The organism is Hydrogenophaga sp., from assembly GCF_011772445.1.
Classification (GTDB): Bacteria; Pseudomonadota; Gammaproteobacteria; order Burkholderiales; family Burkholderiaceae_C; genus Hydrogenophaga.
Genome location: NZ_WVZN01000037.1, coordinates 1 through 2,452 on the forward strand (window position 1 = coordinate 1; position 2,452 = coordinate 2,452).

At 69.8% G+C, this 2,452-nt stretch carries 1 protein-coding gene; it reads right to left on the minus strand.

Going from position 1 to position 2,452, the window contains the following annotated elements; translation table 11 throughout:
* On the minus strand, window positions 1-2,452 hold a 2,452-nt coding region (locus GTO19_RS15405), incomplete at both ends, for a hemagglutinin repeat-containing protein (RefSeq protein WP_291025194.1).

The following is a 2,452-nucleotide window of genomic DNA, read 5'->3' on the forward strand; positions in this document are numbered from 1 at the left end:
GAAGTCATTGCGCTGCTCGTCCACGGCCAGCTGCGTGCTGGTGATCGCCCCGCCCTTGAGCACCGTCTTGCCCTTGACCTTGACGTCGAAGCCACCGTCGCCCGCGCGGATGCCGCTTTGTTCGCCGACGCTGGCGTATTCGCTTTCGATGTCGGTCTTGCTGGCGCTGAAGGAGCCGCCCGCGCCGGCGCCGAAGGTGGCGCTGGCGCTGCTCTGCTTGCTGCGCTCTGTGTACGTGGCGCGGTCCTGCAGGCTCTCGATGCGCAGATTGCCACCGATGTCGGCCTCCACCCGCTCGGCGCTGACCACGGCGCCGGCCAGGACGGTGTCGTCACCGGATTCGATGCTCACGCGCTCGCCCGCGCGGATGTGGGTGTTGGTGTGCGTGAGCGACTCGCCCTCTGCATTGCCCTTGCCCGAACTCGCGCTGACGGTGAAGCCCACACCGGCGCCGCTGCCACCGATCTGCATGCCCACGCCAAAGCTGGCCGCGTGGTTCTCGCTTTCGGTCTTCTCCTTCGTGGTGTTCTCGGCGGCGCGCAGGTCTACCTTGCCCTCGGCCTTGAGGCGGGCTTCTCGCCCTGCCGTGAGCTCGCTGCCGCGCACGAGGATGTTGCTGCGTTCTCCGGCGTTCTTGTCCGCGCCTTCGGCGATGAAGACGATGTCGCCACCGGCGAGCACCCGGCTGCCCTGGGCGCTGTCCGAGCTCGCCTCACTGGTGCTGCGGCTGCTGGAGCTGCCGATGCTGAAGTTGATGGCCATGCCGCCGCTGGCGTCGCCCTGGGCCTGGGCCTTGGCCACCGCATCCAGGCCCTGCTTGACCTGCAAGCCCGCCGTGGCCGCGCCCAGGGCTTGCATGCGCTTGTCGTCGGTGTGGCCGATGGCCTCGACCGTCTCAGCAAAGGCCTGCATGGCCTGCACGGCCCCACCGCTCAGGCCCACGGTGAAGCCGCTCTGGCGCATCTTCTCTTCCTGCCAGCGCTGTTCGCTGGTGCGGGCTTCGGTGACGCGGATGTTCTTGGCACGGACATCGATGTCGCCTTCGGGGGCGAGCACGTCGGAGCCCACCTGCTCGTAGGTCTGGCCGGCGCGGATGGTCACGTCGCCCTTCAACGCGCCCAGGGTGCTGCCCGCCGCGCCGGTGCCCGAGGATTCCTGCTCGCTGCTGTGCTGCTGGCTGCCCAATGTGATGCCCGCACCGCTGCCGTACAGGCCGCTGGTCTTCTCTTCGCGGAAGCGCTCCTGGCGGTGTTCGGTGCGTGCACTGAGCACGCGCACGTCGCCGCCCGCGTTGACATTCAGGTCTTCGTCGGCGATGGCGTGGGAGCCCTTGAAGGTGATGTCGCCGTCGGCGCTCAGGCTCACGTGGCGCCCGCCGAGCGAGCTGCCCTGGGCGCGGGTGTGGCTGTCCAGGGTTCGGGTCTCTGTGCTGGAGGAGCCGAGCAGGCCGCTGCTCTTGGCGTAGAGACCGTGTTCGACCTGGTGGCTCGCCTCACCGGCGGTGATGTCGAGGTTCCGGCCGGCGTGGAGGTTCAGGTCTTCGTTGGCCTGCACCTGCGCGGCGCGCATCTGCACGTCGCGGCCGGCCGAGAGGTTCACGTTATTGCCGCCGATCGCCGAGCCCACCTCGGCGCTGCGCTGCACTCGGCCGAAGTTCTTCTCGTCTCTGGTGGTGTCCAGGGCCTCGCGGGTGGTCAGGGTGGTCAGGCGCAGGTCGCGCCCGGCGTGCATGTCGACCACGCCGGCCTGGGCGAGCGCGGCCTGCAGTTCGATGTCCTGCCCGGCGCGGGCGATCAGTACGCCGGCGTCCTCGCTCACGTACAGGCGGGCGACCCGGTCGAGCACCTCGGCCTGGCCGTCGGTGCTCCGGGCGCTGGTGCTGGCGACCTTGAGGTCGCGTGCGGCGTCGAGCATGAGCAGGTCTTTGGCGCTGACGTCCCCGCCATCGAGCTCGATGTCTTGCTGCGCCCGCAGCGCGGTGGCGCCCTGGCTGGCGATGCGCCCGCTGCTGCGGATGCCGTTGGCATCGATGAGCACCAGCTCTCGCCCGGCGACGCTGCCGCTGTTGAGGAAGTCGCCGCTGAGGTCGAGGTGGACTTGCCGGCCGGCGAGCAGGGCCCCGTTGGGCGCCAGGTCGCCTTCTCTGGGCATCAGGTAGACGCGGGGCACGAGCGCGGTCACGGTTCGTCCGTCGGGCAGGGTCACTTCCTTTGCCTCAAGCCAGACGATGTCGCTGGTGAGGGCGGCCACCTGCTCGGCCGTGAGGGTGATGCCCGGCCTGAGTGGGTGGGCCTGGGCGAAGGTGGCGCCGGCCTGCAGCAGGGCCAGGTACTGGGCGTCGTCGTCCGTGTGGTCGCCCAGGAAGCGCTGGCCGGTGAGCTGGGCGATCTGCTCGCGCACGAGGCGCTGTTCGAGGAAGCCATCGCCCAGGCGTTTCTGGAGGGTGTTGGGG